At 73.8% G+C, this 14750-nt stretch carries 12 protein-coding genes, 1 tRNA gene and 1 pseudogene; 8 read left to right on the forward strand and 6 right to left on the reverse strand.

Annotated features, from left to right (window positions below; genetic code table 11):
• Positions 1-43: 43 nt before the first annotated feature.
• Together ACWAT2_RS17040 and ACWAT2_RS17045 are read right to left on the reverse strand one after the other, a co-directional pair.
• Positions 44-613, reverse strand: coding sequence for a Uma2 family endonuclease (locus ACWAT2_RS17040; protein WP_402377356.1), 570 nt, complete (start codon positions 611-613; stop codon positions 44-46).
• Between the two features lie 88 nt (positions 614-701).
• Positions 702-965 (reverse strand): annotated as a pseudogene (locus ACWAT2_RS17045) (transposase); the annotation flags it as partial.
• On the opposite strand from ACWAT2_RS17045, the gene ACWAT2_RS17050 reads away from it, so the two are divergent.
• From ACWAT2_RS17050 to thpD, 6 genes are all read left to right on the forward strand, one after another.
• The gene (locus ACWAT2_RS17050; RefSeq protein WP_402377359.1) at positions 964-1782 is read left to right on the forward strand and encodes a hypothetical protein; all 819 of its coding nucleotides are present in this window, start codon (positions 964-966) and stop codon (positions 1780-1782) included. The pseudogene ACWAT2_RS17045 and the gene ACWAT2_RS17050 overlap by 2 nt on opposite strands.
• Complete coding sequence (locus tag ACWAT2_RS17055; protein ID WP_402377362.1) at positions 1779-3413, forward strand: DNA polymerase Y family protein; 1635 nt, start codon at positions 1779-1781, stop codon at positions 3411-3413. The genes ACWAT2_RS17050 and ACWAT2_RS17055 overlap by 4 nt, the downstream gene beginning before the upstream one ends.
• Positions 3414-3493: 80 nt before the next feature.
• Positions 3494-6904: an error-prone DNA polymerase gene (locus ACWAT2_RS17060; protein WP_402377364.1), complete on the forward strand. Its 3411-nt coding sequence runs from the start codon at positions 3494-3496 to the stop codon at positions 6902-6904.
• A 71-nt stretch (positions 6905-6975) separates the two neighbouring features.
• Positions 6976-7587 (forward strand): GNAT family N-acetyltransferase, encoded by a 612-nt coding sequence (locus ACWAT2_RS17065; RefSeq protein WP_402377367.1) that lies wholly within the window; start codon positions 6976-6978, stop codon positions 7585-7587.
• Complete coding sequence (locus tag ACWAT2_RS17070) at positions 7557-8168, forward strand: hypothetical protein (protein WP_402377369.1); 612 nt, start codon at positions 7557-7559, stop codon at positions 8166-8168. The genes ACWAT2_RS17065 and ACWAT2_RS17070 overlap by 31 nt, the downstream gene beginning before the upstream one ends.
• A 3-nt stretch (positions 8169-8171) precedes the next feature.
• Complete coding sequence (thpD, locus tag ACWAT2_RS17075; protein WP_402377372.1) at positions 8172-9071, forward strand: ectoine hydroxylase; 900 nt, start codon at positions 8172-8174, stop codon at positions 9069-9071.
• A 72-nt stretch (positions 9072-9143) separates the two neighbouring features.
• Here thpD and ACWAT2_RS17080 read toward each other — a convergent pair whose 3' ends face one another.
• The gene (locus tag ACWAT2_RS17080; protein WP_402377375.1) at positions 9144-10004 is read right to left on the reverse strand and encodes a serine protein kinase RIO; all 861 of its coding nucleotides are present in this window, start codon (positions 10002-10004) and stop codon (positions 9144-9146) included.
• Positions 10005-10218: 214 nt separating this feature from the next.
• Between ACWAT2_RS17080 and ACWAT2_RS17085 the strand changes: the two genes are divergently transcribed.
• Positions 10219-10947: an MBL fold metallo-hydrolase gene (locus ACWAT2_RS17085; protein ID WP_402377377.1), complete on the forward strand. Its 729-nt coding sequence runs from the start codon at positions 10219-10221 to the stop codon at positions 10945-10947.
• 25 nt (positions 10948-10972) lie between these two features.
• On the opposite strand, the gene ACWAT2_RS17090 is transcribed toward ACWAT2_RS17085, so the two are convergent.
• The 3 genes from ACWAT2_RS17090 to ACWAT2_RS17100 form a co-directional block, all read right to left on the reverse strand.
• Positions 10973-11812: a metal-dependent hydrolase gene (locus tag ACWAT2_RS17090; RefSeq protein ID WP_402377379.1), complete on the reverse strand. Its 840-nt coding sequence runs from the start codon at positions 11810-11812 to the stop codon at positions 10973-10975.
• Between the two features lie 63 nt (positions 11813-11875).
• Positions 11876-12352 carry a pyrophosphohydrolase domain-containing protein gene (locus ACWAT2_RS17095; protein ID WP_402377382.1) on the reverse strand — a complete coding sequence of 159 codons (477 nt, stop codon included), beginning with the start codon at positions 12350-12352 and terminating at the stop codon, positions 11876-11878.
• A 9-nt stretch (positions 12353-12361) separates the two neighbouring features.
• On the reverse strand, positions 12362-14200 hold the full coding sequence (locus tag ACWAT2_RS17100; RefSeq protein ID WP_402377384.1) for a glycoside hydrolase family 15 protein: 1839 nt from the start codon (positions 14198-14200) through the stop codon (positions 12362-12364).
• 125 nt (positions 14201-14325) lie between these two features.
• Between ACWAT2_RS17100 and ACWAT2_RS17105 the strand changes: the two genes are divergently transcribed.
• Positions 14326-14410, forward strand: a tRNA-Leu gene (locus tag ACWAT2_RS17105).
• Positions 14411-14750: the final 340 nt, after the last annotated feature.

Consider the following 14750-nt stretch of genomic DNA (forward strand, 5'->3'; position numbering starts at 1 on the left):
GCCGGTGAAGTGTCGATCCTGGAAAGGGTGAGTGCGTCGACACCTACGGGGTGAGGGTGGCCAGATCGATCTCGACGTCGAACGGCAACGGCGTGCGCAGGGAGCCGCGGGCGACCTGTGTGCGTGTGTAGGCGCCGGTCGTGGCGTCCAGCTCGTAGACGGACACGACCGGTGCGCCGTCCTCGTCGTCGACGAGCCACATGCTGCGGATGCCGGCGGCCGCGTACTTGAGCGGCTTCATGTGCCGGTCACGTTCGGCGGACTCGGGGGAGACGACCTCGACGACCAGCTCGACCGTCTCGGCCGGGATCCAGGTCTGGTCGCCCTTGTACGGTGAGGTCGAGACGATGACGTCCGGCTCGGGGCGGTTGCGCTCGTCCAGCACGACGGTCATCTCGCGATCGACCCGGTAGTTCTCGGGGGCCTGTGCCCGGAGCGCGCTGCGCAGCGCGTCGACGACCTCCATGTGCCAGCGGCGCTGTGGCGACATCGTGAAGATCAGGCTCCCGTCGATCAGCTCGGTGTGGCGGGGCGCGTCGGGAAGGTCGTCGAGGTCGGCCGCGAACCAGCCCTCGGGGCGAGGCGGGATCATCCAGTCGGGCAGCGTGCTCATCGTCGGCCTCCTTCCGCTGGTCGTCTGGAGTCCACGGTACCGGAGCAGCCCTGTCGACGAGCGCCCCGCAGGTCGTCCCGGAGATGCCAGTGCCAAGAGCCTTCACCCAGTTCTGCAAGGTGCCGCGAGCGATGCCGAGATCGGCAGCGATCGCCTTGAAGGTCGCCCCGGGCGTCGACTCGTACAGGTCGACCGCCTGACGGCGGAACTCCTCGGAGTAGTTCCGAGGCCCTGAGCAGCGCGGTTGACACCGGTCGCGCGCAGGCGTGTACTGATCCCAGGTTCGAACAAGTGTTCGAGCCCCTGCCGGACGTCCAGACCGACAGCTCGACCGCCGGGAGGGAGGCCGCATGAGCGTCGTCCCCGAGGTCCGTCCCGAGGCGCGAGAGCACCGGACGGCCCACGACGACCGGCACGCCCGCGCGCTGGCCGCGCTGCGGGCCGCCGAGCACGGCCTCGTCCGCCGCCCGCAGCGGGCCCCGGCATCCGGTACGTCGCCCGGCACGCCGTCGTCCCCGGTGCCCGCCCGCGAGGCCCCGAGCGCTCCTGTCGACCCGTCGTCGACCCGCCCGGTCCACCCCGCGCTCGCCCCGCTCCTGCCCGGGGGCGGGCTGCCGAGCGGCGGCGTGCTCACCGTGCAGGGCTCCACCAGCCTGCTGCTCACCCTGCTGGCCACCACCTCGCACGACGGCGCCTGGGTGGCCTTCGTGGGCGCCCCGGCCGTCGGGATGCTCGCCGCGGACGACGCCGGGATCTCGCTCGAGCGCACCGCCGTCGTCCCCGACCCCGGCCCGGACGCCCCTGCGGTGCTCGCCGCGCTGCTCGACGGCATGGACGTGGTCGTCGTCGGCCCGCGCGCCGCCCTGCTGCCCGCCGACCGCCGCCGGCTCGCCGCCCGCACCCGGCAGCGCGGCGCCGTCCTGGTCTCCACGGGGCACTGGCCCGGGGCGCACGTCGTGCTCGACGCCCGGGGCGGGGCCTGGGCAGGCACCGACGCCGGTGCCGGGTGGCTGCGCCGACGCACCCTGTCCGTGCTGCGCACCGGGCGCGGGTCCGCGGCCCGGCCCGTGGAGATCGACGTCGAGGTGCCCGTCTGCGGTGACATCCCGGCCACGTCCGCGCCGACCGCGCCCGCCGCCGGTCGCGAACCCCGGCTGAGGATCGCATGAGCACCCGCACCGCGGTGCTCTGGGTGCCGGACTGGCCCGTCGTGGCCGCACTGGCCGCCGCGGAGCTCGACGCCCACGTGCCGGCCGCCGTCCTCGGCGCCCGCTCGCGCGGCGGCTCGACGGCGGGACGCAGCGTCGTGGCGACCTCCGCCGTCGCGCGCGCCGCCGGGGTGCGCCGCGGGATGCGTCGACGGCAGGCCCAGGGGCGCTGCCCCGACCTGGAGCTGCTCGAGGTCGACGACGCCCGCGACGCCCGCGCCTTCGAACCGGTGGCCCAGGCGGCCGAGACGGTCGTGGCGGGGATCGAGGTCGCCCGCCCCGGACTGCTCCTGCTGCCCGCGGACGGCGCCGCGCGCTACCACGGCTCCGAGCGGGCGCTCGCGGAGACTCTCGAGGCCGCCGTTGCCGCGCGCACCGGTCACGAGTGCCAGGTCGGGGTGGCCGACGGGCTGCTCGCCGCCGTCCTCGCCGCCCGCGCCGACGCCGTCGTGCCGCCGGGGGAGTCCGCGGCCTACCTGGCCGGGCGGCCGGTGGGCGAGCTGGTGCACGCCGTCTGCGAGGCCGGTGCCGTGGCCACCGTGCGCGAGGCGGCGGGGCTGTGGTGGCGGCTCGGGCTGCAGACGCTCGGCGACCTGGCGGCGCTGCCCGCCACGAGCGTGGCCGGCCGGTTCGGGGACCTGGGGACCTGGGCGCACCGGCTGGCCCGCGGCGAGGACGAGCGTCCGCCGGCCCGTCGTCGCATCGAGGAAGACCTTGCCGTCGAGACCGAGCTCGACCCCCCGGCCGACCGGGTGGACGTCGCGGCCTTCGCCGCGCGGCGGCTGGCCACCGAGCTGCACACGCTGCTGACCGACCGCGGGTCGTCCTGCGGACGGCTCCGCATCACCGCGCGCACCACCGAGGGCGAGCTCGAGCGCCTGTGGCGCACCGACGCCGCCGCGACCGGCGGGCTCAGCGCCGCACGGATCACCGACCGGGTGCGCTGGCAGCTCGAGGGCTGGCTCACGGCCTCGGCCCTGCGCCGGACTGGCACCGACGGCACGCCGGAGGTCGCCCCGCTGGTGCACCTGACGCTCGGGGCCGAGGACGTCGCGCCGGCCGGGACGCACCAGCCGCGCCTGTGGGGCGCCGACGCCGGCGAGGATGCCCGGGCGCGCCAGGCGCTGGGGCGCGTGCAGGGGCTGCTGGGCTCCCAGGCCGTGCTCACCGTGCGGCTCCAGGGTGGGCGGGACGCCCGCAGCAGGGTCCAGCTCGTGCCCTTCGGGGAGGAGGCAGCCCTGGAACGTGATCCCGGCCTGCCGTGGCCCGGCGCGCTGCCGAGCCCGGCACCGGCCGTCCTGCTGCCCGACCCGGCGCCCGCCTGCGTGCTCGACGCGACGGGCCGCGCCGTCGTCGTCGACGTCCGGCTCGCCGCGAGCGGTGATCCCGCGCTGGTGCGCTGGGAGCAGGACGGGCTCACCGAGGTGCACGAGGTCGTGGGCTGGGCCGGTCCGTGGCCGCTCGCCGAGCGGTGGTGGGCGCCGGACGGCGGTCGTCGCCGCGTCTACCTGCAGGTCGTGCTCGACGACGGCCGCGGGCTCCTGCTGGCCCAGCTCGACGGCGCGTGGCAGACGGAGGCTGTCTATGACTGAGCCGGAGGTGCAGCGGAAGGTGGGGTCCGAGGAACGAGGAGCGCGCCAGGAGCGGAGCCGCAGGCTCGGTCAGGAAAAGTATGACTGAACAGCCGAGGTACGCGGAGCTGCACGCCCACTCGGCGTTCAGCTTCCTCGACGGCGCCTCCCACCCCGAGGAACTGGCGGCCGAGGCGGCCCGGCTGGGGCTGCAGGCGCTCGCGCTCACCGACCACGACGGGCTCTACGGCGTCGTGCGGTTCGCCGAGGCCGCACGGTCGGTCGGCCTGCCCACCGTCTTCGGTGCCGAGCTCCACATCGAGGCCCCCGTCCCCGGCGGTGCGCCGGTGCTCGACCCGCCGACGGGCGTCCCGGACCCCCGTGCGACCCACCTGCTCGTCCTGGCGCGCGGCGCCGACGGCTACCGGAACCTGTCCCGGGCCGTCGCGACGGCCCACCTCGACGCCGGGGTCAAGGGCAAGGCCCGCTACCGGCTCGACGAGCTCGGGGCCCAGGCGGACGGGCAGTGGCTCGTGCTCACGGGGTGCCGCAAGGGTGCCGTGCGCCGCGCCCTCGAGGAGGTCGCCCCGGACGGCGGACCGCCCGGTCCGGCGGCGGCGCGGGCAGAGCTCGACCGGCTCGTCGCGGCCTTCGGCCGGGACAACGTCGCCGTCGAGATCACGGCCACCGGTGATCCTCGGGACGCCGACCGGCACTCCGCCCTCGCCACGCTGGCGACGGAGGCGGGCCTGCCGCTGGTCGCCACGACGAACGCCCACTACGCCCGCCCGCGCGACGCCGACCTGGCGGGGGCGCTGGCGGCCGTGCGCGCCCGGTCCTCGCTGGACGGCATGGACGGATGGCTGCCCGGCGGCCCGACGGCGCACCTGCGGTCGGGTGCGGAGATGCTGCGTCTGCACGCCCGGCATCCCCAGGCGGTGCGTACCGCCGCCGAGCTGGCGGCCGAGTGCACGTTCGACCTGCACCTCGTCGCGCCGAACCTGCCGCCCTACCCGGTGCCGGACGGCCACGACGAGGCGAGCTGGCTGCGCGAGCTGGTGCAGCGTGGCGCGACGGCGAGGTACGGCGCGCGAGGGGCTGAGCGGGTCCCGGGTGCGTGGGAGCAGATCGACCACGAGCTGCGCGTCATCAACCAGCTCGACTTCCCGGGGTACTTCCTCGTCGTCTACGACCTGGTGGAGTTCTGCCGGCGCGAGGGCATCCTGTGCCAGGGCCGGGGGAGCGCGGCCAACTCCGCCGTCTGCTACGCGCTCGGGATCACCGCGGTCGACGCGGTGCGGCACGGCCTGCTGTTCGAACGGTTCCTCGCACCCGAGCGGGACGGGCCGCCGGACATCGACATCGACATCGAGTCGGTGCGGCGCGAGGAGGTCATCCAGCACGTCTACTCCCGGTTCGGCCGCACACACGCCGCCCAGGTCGCCAACGTCATCTCCTACCGGCCGAGGTCTGCGGTGCGCGACGCCGCCCGCGCGCTCGGGTACGACGCCGGGCAGCAGGACGCGTGGTCCACGTCGATCGAGCGGTGGGGGTCGTTGCGCGGCCCCGACCCGACCAGCCCGGCGGCGGACGCGAAGGCCCGGGACGCCCGCGCGTCCGACGGCGCGCCGGCCACCCGGCGTCAGGAGAAGAAGGCCCGGGTCGCCGCCCAGTGGGGGCACCAGGGGTCCGGCCGGGTCGTCGACCCGCTGGCGGTCGACGCCGGCGAGGTGCGGCGGGCCGACGACGGGCACGACGTCGTGCCCGCGCAGGTGCCGCCGTCGGCCGAGGAGACCGGGGAGATCCCCGGGCAGGTGATCGACCTTGCGGACCGGTTCCTGCGCCTGCCGCGGCACCTCGGCATCCACTCCGGCGGCATGGTCATGTGCGACCGCCCCGTCATCGAGGTCTGCCCGGTCGAGTGGGCCCGGATGGAGGGCCGCACGGTGCTGCAGTGGGACAAGGAGGACTGCGCCGACGCCGGTCTGGTCAAGTTCGACCTGCTCGGCCTCGGGATGCTCACGGCGATCCGGTACGCCTTCGAGTCCGTCCACGAGCACACGGGGGAGCGTCTCGAGCTGCACACCCTGCCGGAGGAGGACCCTCAGGTGTACGACCTGTTGTGCGCGGCGGACACCGTGGGGGTGTTCCAGGTGGAGTCCCGTGCCCAGATGGCCACGCTGCCCCGGCTGCGGCCGCGCTGCTTCTACGACATCGTCGTGGAGGTCGCGCTCATCCGGCCCGGTCCCATCCAGGGCAACTCGGTGCACCCGTACATCGAGCGGGCGCGCGGGCGGGAACCGGTGAGCTACCTGCACCCGTTGCTGGAGCCGTCGCTGAAGCGGACCCTGGGGGTGCCGCTGTTCCAGGAGCAGCTCATGCAGATGGCGATCGACGTCGCCGGGTTCACCCCGGCGGAGTCGGACCAGCTCCGCCGCGCGATGGGGTCCAAGCGGTCCGTGGAGCGGATGGAGGCCCTGCGGGAGCGGCTGTTCGACGGGATGGCCGAGCGCGGCGTCCCGCCGGACGTGCGCGAGGAGATCTACGACAAGCTCAAGGCGTTCGCGGACTTCGGGTTCCCGGAGTCGCACGCGTACTCGTTCGCGTTCCTCGTGTACGCCTCTGCCTGGCTGAAGGTGCACCACCCGGAGGCGTTCTACGCGGGGCTGCTGGCGGCGCAGCCGATGGGCTTCTACTCGCCGCAGTCCCTGATCGCGGACGCCCGCCGGCACGGGGTGACGGTGCTGCGACCGGACGTCAACGCCTCCGCGGCGCTGGCGGGCGTCGAGGCCACGGGGGCCGGGGCGCTCGCGGTCCGGGTCGGGCTGTCGGCGGTGCGGGGTCTCGGCACCCAGGTGGCGGAGCAGACGGCGGCCGAGCGTGCCGAGGGAGGTCCGTTCCGTGACCTGCGGGACCTCGTGCGCCGTGTCGACCTGTCCACCGCCCGGCTCGAGGCGCTCGCCACGGCCGGGGCGCTGGAGTCGTTGGGCGTGACGCGGCGGGAAGGGCTGTGGGCGGCCGGCGCGCTCGGCCAGGAGGGGCCGGGCACCCTGGAGGGGGTCGTCGCCGGGGTCGAGGCGCCGCCGCTGCCGGGGATGAGCCCTCTCGAGATCGACGTCGCGGACGCCTGGGCCACCGGCGTCACCCCCGACTCCACCTCCCCGCTGGAGCACGTGCGCGCCGGGCTGGACCGTCAGGGTGTGCTGACCGTGGAGCAGGCGATCACGACGGAGCCGGGCTGTCGGGTCGCCGTCGGCGGGGTGGTCACACACCGGCAGCGTCCCGGGACGGCGGGCGGGGTCACGTTCCTGTCCCTGGAGGACGAGACGGGGCTGCTCAACGTCATCTGCACGCCAGGCCTGTGGCGGCGGTTCCGCACGGTGGCCCGTGGCGCGCCGGCGATGGTCGTGCGCGGCCGGGTGGAGCGGGCCGACGGCGCGGTCAACCTGCTCGCGGAGCACCTCGCGGCCCTGCGGCTGCCGGTGGCGACCCGGTCGCGAGACTTCCGTTGACCGCGGCGTCCGAGGAGGGTTCTCCCGCGGCGGAGCGTCTCGGTGTCGGTGCTCCGCCCTAGGCTCGGGACATGGCCGAGGTGAGGGTCGAACCCGCGACCGAGCGCCGGTTCGACGACGTCACGAGGATGCTCAACCCGCGAGGGCGTGAGCAGGCCTGCTGGTGCCTGCACTGGCGCATGCCGAGCGGGCTGCCGACCGACGGTCGCGAGGAGCACCTGCGCGAGCTGTGCGCGCACCAGCCGCCCGGGCTACTGGCCTACCTCGACGACCCGGACGCCCCCGGCGCGCCCGGAGAGACCGTGGTCGGCTGGGTCGGTCTCGCACCGCGATCCGCCGTCGGTTCCCTGCAGCGCTCGCGCGTCCTGCCGCGCGGGGAACCGGCGGACTGGCCGACGACCTGGGTGGTGATGTGCTTCGTCGTGCGCCCCGGATACCGGCGACGCGGCGTGGCGCGTGCCCTGCTGCGCGGCGCGGTGGAGCACGCGCGGTCCCAGGGCGGCCAGGTCGTCGAGGGCTTCCCCGTCGAGGCCGCCCCCGGAGTCAGGATCCCGGTCAGCGCGGCGTTCGTCGGCACCGTGGGGCTCTTCGAGTCCGAAGGGTTCGAGCGGGTCGGCGACACCGCGGCGACGAGCGGCAGGCTGCCCCGCTGGTGGCTGCGGCGCGAGCTCGTCGGCGGCTGAGCAGGACGCAGGCGGGTCCGGCGGTCGTCGCCGAGCGGGCGAGGTACTACGGCGTGGTCCCCGGGTACGTGCTGACGATCGACGTCGAAGGCCTCGAGGCGATCTCCCACGCCGGTGGCGCGCACGGCGCCGACGGCTACTCCGCGGTCCTTTCGGATGCCTCCACCGGGGACGCGGTCATGCTCTCCGCCGTCCCGGGAGACCTCTCGGCGGCCACGTGCCCCGACCTGCCGGTGCTCACGATGAACGGGTCGGTGGGGGACGGACCGGTCGAGGTCGTGCGGGTGTCCGGGACAGGTGTCGGCCCGGAGCTGCTCCGTGCGGCCCTGGAGTCGGTGCGCGTGCCCACCGCCGGCGAGCTGGACCTCCTGCTGCCGCCCGGTGACGGCGCCCCGGACAACAGCGTGGGGGTCGGGGGCTGGCCGGCCGGACGCACCGTCCGGCCTGCCGACTTGCAACCGGGCACCGATCCGCGTTCCGATGGGCGACGTGCGCGCGCTCGGGTCCTCGCCGACCGACGAGCCCGAGCGCACGCGAGCATGAGACGCCGCGATCCCGGGACGATCCGGGAGAAGGGATGACCCATGACCGCCACGATCGACACCACGACGGACCTCTACCCGAGCAGGCTCGCCGAGCCGGGCGAGGTCGTCGAACGACAGCACCCCACGGTGTGGGGCACGGCCGACGACGGCCCGTTCGACGCCGCCGCGCTGGAGGCGCACGAGCAGCGCGGGTTCACGATCCTGCAGGACTTCATCACCCCGGACGAGGTGAAGCAGTACACCGCCGAGCTGGACCGGCTCTCGTCCGACACCTCCCTGCAGGGCGACCCGCGCGTCGTCACCGAGCGTGCCTCGGGCGAGGTGCGCTCCATCTTCGAGGTGACGAAGCTCAGCGAGCAGATCGACGCCCTGAGCCGCGACCCCCGGCTGCTGGACCGTGCCCGCCAGCTCCTGGGCTCGGACGTGTACCTGCACCAGACCCGGGTCAACTACATGCCGGGCTACAAGGGCACCGGGTTCTACTGGCACTCGGACTTCGAGACGTGGCACGCGGAGGACGGCATGCCGGCTCCGCGCGCCGTCAGCTGCTCGATCGCCCTCACACCGAACTACCCCTACAACGGTGGCCTGATGGTGATGCCGGGCTCCCACCGCAGCTATGTGCCGTGCGTGGGCGAGACCCCGGCGGACTACCACAAGGACTCGCTCAAGGAGCAGAAGATCGGCGTGCCCAGCGAGGAGGCCATCACCGAGCTCGCGTGGAAGCACGGCGTGGACCAGTTCACCGGTCCGGCCGGCTCGGCGCTGTGGTTCGACTGCAACATCATGCACGGGTCGGGCAACAACATCACGCCGTTCCCGCGCTCGAACATCTTCCTGGTGTTCAACAGCGTCGAGAACGCGCTCACGGAGCCGTACGCCGCGCCGGCACCGCGCCCGACGCACATCGGCAGCCGAGACTTCACGCCGCTGCGGTAGTCCGGGAGCCGGGCTGGCCCGGGCACCAGGTGCCCGGGCCAGGTCGGCCGCCGGTCTCCGACGTCGGTCGTCTCACCACGCCTGCGCGAACACGTCGGCGAAGATCTCGTCGGCGTCCACGTCCAACCCGCGTGCGGCGAACCAGTCGCAGACGTTGCGGCAGTCGCGGTGCAGCAGGTCGGCGCCGAACGGGTTCGCGACCAGGTCCACGACCTGGGGCAGGTCGATGATCACGATCCGTCCACCCTCAGCGCCGTCAGCGCCGTCCACGAGGATGTTGTACGGCGACAGGTCGCCGTGCGCCCACCCGAGCCGGGCGAGGACGCCCATGGCCCGGTGCAGCTGGTCGAACCAGTCGGCGAGAACCTCGGGGCTGGGGCGCTCGCGGGCGAGCCGGGGCGCCGCCTCGTACGCGCCGTCGTCGGACCGCCCGCCCACGAACTCCATGAGCAGCTCCGTGCCGTCTACCTGCACGGGGTAGGGGACCGGCGCGCCGGCCTCCCAGAGCTGGCAGAGTGCCGAGAACTCGGCGTCGGCCCACTGCGTGGCCGCGACCGCACGGCCCCACGCGGACCGGCGGTCCTCCAGGGCTCGCTGGTCACGGGTGCGTCGCGTCCGCCGGCCTTCGGTGTAGGTGGTGTCCCGGTGGAACTGCCGGTTCTCCCGGCCGCGGTAGCGCTTGGCGGCGAGCAGGCTGTGCCGGCGGGGATCGTCCGGCACGGCACGCTCGACGAGGTGGACGTCGGCCTCCTTGCCGGTCTTGAGCACGCCGAGCTCGGTGTCGAGCGCGGCATCGGCCACCACGACCCAGTCGGGTCGCGGGTCCGGTCCGCGCTGGCCCTTGGCGACGGCGGACCAGGTCGACCAGCGCTGGTCGGGCCCGGGCTCGACAGAGGGCGGGGTCAGGAGAGTGTCAGGGGTGTGCTGGTGCACGGGAGGCTCCTCGAGGAGTAAGGAGCGGCCGACGGCGGCTCCTCAGCAGGCGGTGGCGGTCGCCCGTGCCGGAGACGCCGGCCGGGCGTGCGTGACGACGGTGTCCATGGCCTCTGCCCCCCGTTCCGCCGGGCGCACCTGCTGCGCCGTTCACCACGAGGCTGCCAGCGCCTCACGGTGCCGTCCAGCGAATATCCGCCGCTACCGTGGACGCATGGGATTCGAGCCGGTCGCCGACGGCGTCCTGGTCCGTACGAGCCGGCGTCTCGCCACCACCTCGACGCTGGTCCTCGGGCACCGGACGGCGGAGGGCAGGGCCGCGCTCCTGGTCGACCCGGCATGGGATCCGGTCGAGCTCGCGGCCATCGCCGAAGAGGTCGCCGGCCTCGGTGCGCGCGTCCTGGCCGGCTTCGCGACGCACGCCCACCACGACCACCTGCTCTGGCCCCCGGGCCTGGACGGTGCGTGGAGATGGGCGACCCCGACGACGGCACGGACAGCGCTGCGTGAGCGCGACCGGCTGCTGGCCGAGGCCCGCCAGGACGCAGCGCGCTACGGCGGACCTGACCACACCCCCCGGGTGCTCGACCTGCTGGGCCGGGTGGAGTCGTACGGCGATCGCGCGACGCTCCCCGACCTCGGCGGCCTGCTGCCGGAGGTACGGGTCGTCGAGCACGACGGCCACGCCCCGGGCCACGCGGCGCTGTGGCTCCCGGACAGCCGGGTGCTGCTCGCCGGCGACATGCTGAGCGATGCCGAGCCGCCGCTGCCGGCCGACGAGATCACCGGCCGGACGGACGTCGCGAGCTACCGTGCCGGCCTCGACCGGCTGACACCGTACGTCGCCCGGGCGGCGGTGCTGGTGCCCGGCCACGGCACGGTCACGACCGAACCGATGCTCCGGCTCGAGACGGATCGCCGTCTCCTCGAGTCCGGCTCCTGAGGGACGGGACCGGAGCCGACGGCGCTCAGGAGGGCAGCAGTGACTCGCCGGCCGACAGGACGAGCTCGGTCGCCGAGCTCCAGGCCGACGCCGTGTCGAAGCCCATCTGGTCGAGCATCGCCCACGCGACACCGAGCACCGCGTAGGCGCTGACCGGGGTCATGAGCGCCCACTCGCGCCAGGATCCGGCGTCGCCGAGCAGCGGCACCGAGATGTTGCCCCGTGGGCTCCACATGTCGTCGAACGGCAGCCACCGGTGCCGCCGGATCCAGCGTGGAGACTTGATCCGCACAGGCCAGAGCAGCGGGACGCCGCGGGTGGTGAGCATGTCCCCGACGATGTGCACCGCGCAGCCGAGGCCGACGCAGAACGGCATCCAGTACCACTCCTCGGGGGCGAACACGGCGACGAACGCCGCCAGGGAGACCGACAGGCTCCACGTCCACCACCGCCGTTGGCCGGTGAGCTTGAGCGCCCGCACGGCGAACGCGATGAGGAGGACCGCCATGATCCCCGGCCCGATGAGCACCTCGCCGAACTGCTCGGTACGGACGGTCACGAGGCCCATCGCCCAGGCGATGAGGGTGAACACGGCGACGCCGACGATCGAGTGCGTCGCGTTGCGGTGCCCACCCGAGACTGTGGCCACGAACTTGGTCACGCCCTCCGACACCGGTGGCAGGGAGTGCGAGATGGTCCCGTTGTGGTGGTCCGCGTCGGGCAGCAGCGCGGCTCCCGCGCACACCAGCGCGCCGGTCATGACACCCACGTCCGAGACGGGGTACCAGCCGAACGCGATCGGCGTCGAGGCGGTGACGGCCACCCAGGCGGCCGCGCCCGAGGCGGCGTGGTGCCCACCCATCATGGTGTGCGTGCTCCTTCGTCCGGTCTGCTCCCGATGACCGTTTGGTCCGGGTCCGGAGGAACGCTACACGGAGCCGCCGACGCTCCTCGACCGCTGCGCCGCCAGGACGCCCGCGACGTCGGGGGGACGCCATCCCTCCGGCTTGAGGACCTTGCCGTCGGCGCGCCGCACCGGGTGGCCGTCCGCACCGAGCTTGGCCATGTTGGACGCGTGGATGGCGGCGAACACCTCGTCGCCGGGGATGCCGCACTCCAGCTCGAGTCCGTGCAGGACGTACCGCAGGTCGCCGGTCGCGTCAGCGGTCCCGACGAGGTCCGCCCCGTCCGTGGGGCCGTCCACCACCGTGGCGACAGCCTGCTCGACGACGTCGCGCGCCCGCTGGCCGAGGACGGCGCCGGTGAGCTCGGCGAACTCCTCGGCGACGAGCCGGTATCGCAGGCGCAGCCGGTCCTCGGGCAGCGCGAGGTCGGGGACGCCGTCGTTGACGGGCACGCCGAAGGCCTCGTGGAACTCGCGGACCATCTGCCGTTCGTTCGTCATGGCGCGACGCTAGCGGACGTCGGCAGGCGGGGTGTGGCCGACCGCCTGCGCCCCCGGAGCAGCGATGCCGGACAGGATGCGGGCGGAGTTGACCAGCCCGAGGTGGCTGAACGCCTGCGGGAAGTTGCCGAGCTGGCGGCCCGACTCGACGTCGTACTCCTCGGAGAGGAGTCCCAGGTCGTTGCGCAGGCCGACGAGCCGTTCGAACAGGGCGCGGGCCTCCGCCCGGCGTCCGATGCCGTACAACGCGTCGACGAGCCAGAAGCTGGCGACGAGGAAGGTGCCCTCACCGCCCGGTAGCCCGTCGACGTGGTCGTCGGCGTGCGTGAGGTAACGCAGCAGCAGCCCGTCACGCCCGAGCTCGCGCTGCACGGCGTCGACGGTCCCCACCACGCGTGGGTCGTCCCACGGCAGGAAACCGACGCGTGGGATGAGCAGCAGCGACGCGTCCAGCCCCGTCGAGCCGTAGTACTGGGTGAAGGTGTTGCGCTCGGCGTCGTACCCGTTGCCCAGAACGTCGTCGCGGATTGTCTCGCGCAGGACCTTCCACTCGTCGGCCGGCCCGTCGAGCCCGTAGTTCTCCACGGCGCGCACCATGGAGTCGACCCCGGCCCAGGCCATCACGCGCGAGTGCACGAACGGCCGGCGGGGCCCCCGCACCTCCCACAGGCCGTTGTCCAGGTCCTCCCAGTGCCCCTCGAGGAAGTCCAGCAGCAGCTTCTGCAGGCGCCACGAGTCGACGTCTTCGGTGAGCCCGGCAGCCCGGGCCACGTGCAGCCCGCCGAGGGTCTCGCCCCACACGTCGAGCTGGAGCTGGCCGGCGGCACCGTTGCCCGTCCGCACCGGTCTGCTGCCCGCGAATCCGGGCAGCCATTCGAGCGTCGTCTCCGGGATCCGGCGGCGCCCGTCCAGGCCGTACATGATCTGCAGGTCGGCAGGGTCGCCGGCCACGGCTCGGAGCAGCCAGTCCCGCCACGAGCGTGCCGCCGCGGTGTGCCCGGTGCCGAGCAGCGCGATGAGCGTGAAGGTGGCGTCACGTAGCCAGCAGTACCGGTAGTCCCAGTTGCGAGGGCCGCCCGGCTGTTCCGGCAGCGAGGTGGTGGCCGCGGCGGAGATGGCGCCCGTCGGGGCGAACGTCAGAGCCTTCAGGGTGATCAGGGATCGGCGCACCGGTTCCTGCCACTGGCCGTCGTAGCGGGTCTGACCGATCCAGTCCGCCCAATAGTCCAGCGTGTGCACCAGGGACTCGGCGGCGTCGACCGGTGTCGGGTCCGGCAGGTGCGAGGCGTGGTGGGTCAGGACGAGCGGGACCCGGTCACCGGCGGCGACCTCGAACCGGGACAGCACCGCGCCGTCGGCGACGTCGGCCCTGACGGGGGCGGCGAGATGGAGGGCGTCCGGGCCTGCCACGATGTCGATGCTCGGGTCGTGCCCAGCCAGGACGGTGTCGGCCCCGCTGATCCACGGAGCGACGCTGCCGTAGTCGAAGCGTGGCACGAGCAGGCTCTCCACGGTGACGCGCCCACGCAGCCCGTCCACGATGCGCACCACGTCGGCCGCGTCGCCACGGGGCGGCATGAGATCGGTCACTCGCACATGGCCCTCGGGCGTCTCCCACTCCGTCTCCAGCACGAGCGACTCGCCGCGGTAGCGGCGCCGGGTGCACGGCCCGCCGGACGCCGGCGCCACCCGCCAGAAGCCGTGTTGCTCGTCCCCGAGCAGCGCAGCGAAGCAGGCGGGGGAGTCGAGGTCCGGCAGGCAGAGCCAGTCGAGCGACCCGTCACGACCGATCAGGCCCACCGTGCGGAGGTCTCCCACGATGCCGTAGTCCTCGATGCGCCGGTCCATGGCGTCCCACGCTAGGCCCGCCACGTGACTTGCGCCACGGCGGGACGGATTGCAGGTCGGGGCACCTGTCGTGCTATGTTTTTCACCGCACCGAAACGGGCCGTGCGGCCCGCGGAGGTCCACCTGTCCGGGTGGCGGAATGGCAGACGCGCTAGCTTGAGGTGCTAGTGCCCTTTATCGGGCGTGGGGGTTCAAGTCCCCCTCCGGACACTCGTTGAGACAGCGACGACGAAGGCCTCCCGGGTCCACAACCGGGGGGCCTTCTGTCGTTCCGGCCCGCACCACCGGTTGGAGATGTTCCCTTGGTGTTCCCCGCTGGAGTCCTGCCGGTTCCCCTGGGTGTTCCCGCCGGCGTTCACGTTGGCCCGGCTGACAACGTACTCCCAGGTTGGAGCGGTGTCCGGAGGGGGACGAGTGCCCCGGGTCCGAGTCTTGCGTACGTGGCACGTCAAGACGATCCCGGCGACTGCCGGATGTGAAGTCGCAGGACATCGTTGACGGTTCTGTCTCAGGACATCATGGACAGTCGGTCTCATGACATCGTGGACAC

This window comes from Isoptericola sp. GX10416 (genome assembly GCF_056590155.1).